We start from the raw sequence: 2,732 nt of genomic DNA on the forward strand, positions 1-2,732 counted from the left end.
ACTGTTTGAAAGTACTGACGTAGCAGAAAAATGCCAAATCCATTCGCGGCTGTCGGTAAAATCAAAGCCCAGTATGTGTTGATAGCGTGTCCCCACTTCAACACCAAAAAAATGGGAATCACTAATAGCTGGAAAGGAATTACTAACGTTGCCAAAACAATTAACAGCAAAGCTTGCCGTCCCCGAAATTTTAACCTTGCTAAGGCGTAGCCTGCCAAAGCTGAGGTGATAACCTGAAATCCAGTTACCGCTAAAGCGACTAAAGTTGAATTGGCAAAAGCGAGGAGAAAGTTTCCGCGCTGCCATGCCTGTCGATAATTTTCCCATGTCCAGCCCTTTTGCCAAGGAGCTAAACTGGGTGTTGTCCCGGTGGGGGCAAAGGAGGTGAGAAAAACTGCGAAAAGCGGTAGCAGTACAATAAACGCAGTAATTACAAGCAATACCGGAATTAGCCATTCTAGGAGGCGATTCCAGAACAGGAATGGCACTGTTGGCCCACTTTGAGGATAAGCGATCGGCGACTGACTTTCGCAATTTTGCTCAGGCATCTATCTCTAAAATAAGGATTTGCATACAATACAGACTAGGTATTAATTCCGATTCTCTCACCCAGGCTAGATCCTAGTCTGGGTGATTATCGGTCAAGATCGGGTAAGTCGAATGCTTACTCTGACCAAAAAACCCGCCCTTTTTGGCAATTCTGGTAAATTGGATTTAAATTGCGAGTGAGGGTTTTCCAGGCCCCATTATAGCCTCGCGTCGATTTTGCATCGACACAATATCTACCAACAATGTTGAGGAGACAAGTCACGTATGCCGCAGCTTGAGGCCAGTCCAGCAATTGACTTTCACAACGAAACGTATAAAGACGCCTACAGCCGCATCAACGCGATTGTAATTGAAGGCGAACAAGAGGCCCACGAAAATTACCTTCAACTGGCTGAACTGCTGCCGGAACATAAGGAACAATTAATTAGCCTTGCCAAGATGGAGAGTCGTCACAAAAAAGGTTTTGAAGCCTGTGGGCGCAATCTCCAAGTGACGCCAGATATGGAATTTGCCCGTCAGTTCTTTGCCCAACTGCACCAAAATTTCCAAACTGCACTGCCAGAAGGGAAGATAGTCACTTGTTTGCTGATTCAATCTCTGATTATCGAATGTTTTGCGATCGCCGCCTACAACATTTACATCCCAGTAGCCGACCCCTTTGCCCGTAAAATTACTGAAGGTGTTGTAAAAGACGAATATTCTCACCTTAATTTCGGAGAAGTTTGGCTAAAAGAACATTTTGCAGAATCTAAAGCTGAGTTAGAAGAAGCCAACCGTCAGAATCTACCTGTAGTCTGGAAAATGCTGAACCAGGTAGAAACCGACGCCCGCGTACTGGGTATGGAAAAAGAAGCCTTGGTCGAAGACTTCATGATTCAGTACGGAGAAGCTCTGAGTAATATTGGTTTCACGACCCGCGATATTATGCGGATGTCAGCATACGGTTTGGCAGCTGCCTAATTTGGGAGTGCCTTTGCAAGTGCTTCGGCTTTAGTGTTGAGTCCTGAGTGCCGACTAGAGAAGATAACACAAAACTTTTATCGCCGATTAGTCGATCGCTGCACTAATCGGCCATTTTGTGTAGTATTTTTAAGGGTCAGTAACAATTTTTCATTCCTCTCACCTTACTCAAGCTCGACTAAAGGTCTGCTTTAAGCAATTCATGTTTGGTCTTATCGGTCACCTTACCAGTTTAGAACACGCCCAAGCAGTAGCCAGAGACTTGGGCTACCCGGAATATGCCGATCAAGGGTTGGATTTTTGGTGTTCTGCCCCGCCCCAAATCGTCGATACCATAAAGGTTACGAGCATTACCGGTCAAACAATCGAAGGTCGGTATGTAGAATCTTGCTTTTTGCCAGAAATGCTGGCAAATCGCCGGATTAAAGCAGCTACCCGCAAAATAATCAACGCGATGGCTCACGCCCAAAAGAACGGCATCAATATCACAGCTTTAGGTGGTTTTTCTTCGATTATTTTTGAGAACTTCAACCTGAACCAAATTACCCAAGTCCGCAATATCAAGCTAGAATTTGAGCGTTTTACTACGGGCAACACCCATACGGCTTATATCATTTGTCGGCAGGTGGAGCAAGCATCGAAAAAAGTAGGTATTGATCTGTCCAAGGCGACGGTAGCGGTTTGTGGCGCTACCGGTGACATTGGCAGTGCCGTTTGCCGATGGTTGAACGATCGCACGGATGTGCCAGAATTATTGCTGATCGCTCGCGATCGCGAGCGATTGGATGCGTTGCAATCAGAACTGGGTCGGGGTAAAATTATGGGCTTGGAAGAAGCGCTACCCCTAGCCGATATCGTAGTTTGGGTGGCGAGTATGCCCAAGGGCGTCGAAATCGATCCCACTACACTCAAGCAACCTTGTCTGCTCATTGATGGTGGCTATCCCAAAAACCTGGGCACTAAAATCCAGCATCCCGGTATATACGTTCTCAATGGCGGCATCGTTGAGCATTCCCTCGATATTGAGTGGAAAATTATGAAAATCGTCAATATGGACGTTCCCGCACGCCAATTATTTGCCTGTTTTGCCGAATCGATGCTACTGGAATTCGAGAAGTGGCACACCAACTTTTCTTGGGGACGAAATCAGATTTCCGTAGCAAAGATGGAGCAAATCGGTCAGGTTTCGGTCAAACACGGATTTCAAGATCGGAAGAGCACAC

3 protein-coding genes are annotated in these 2,732 nt (G+C 46.1%); 2 read left to right on the top strand and 1 reads right to left on the bottom strand.

What is annotated here, in order from left to right:
- On the bottom strand, nt 1–548 hold a 548-nt coding region (locus tag H6S82_RS27885), incomplete at its 3' end, for a carbohydrate ABC transporter permease (RefSeq protein WP_242057135.1).
- A 265-nt stretch (nt 549–813) separates the two neighbouring features.
- Here H6S82_RS27885 and H6S82_RS27890 point away from each other — a divergent pair.
- Both H6S82_RS27890 and H6S82_RS27895 read left to right on the top strand, forming a co-directional pair.
- Nucleotides 814–1,509, top strand: a complete 696-nt coding sequence (locus H6S82_RS27890) for an aldehyde oxygenase (deformylating) (RefSeq protein WP_190472895.1) — start codon at nt 814–816, stop codon at nt 1,507–1,509.
- A 202-nt stretch (nt 1,510–1,711) separates the two neighbouring features.
- The coding region (locus H6S82_RS27895; RefSeq protein WP_191057082.1) for a long-chain acyl-[acyl-carrier-protein] reductase at nt 1,712–2,732 on the top strand (1,021 nt) is incomplete at its 3' end.

This window comes from Planktothrix sp. FACHB-1355 (assembly GCF_014748295.1).
GTDB lineage: Bacteria > Cyanobacteriota > Cyanobacteriia > Cyanobacteriales > Aerosakkonemataceae > Aerosakkonema > Aerosakkonema funiforme_A.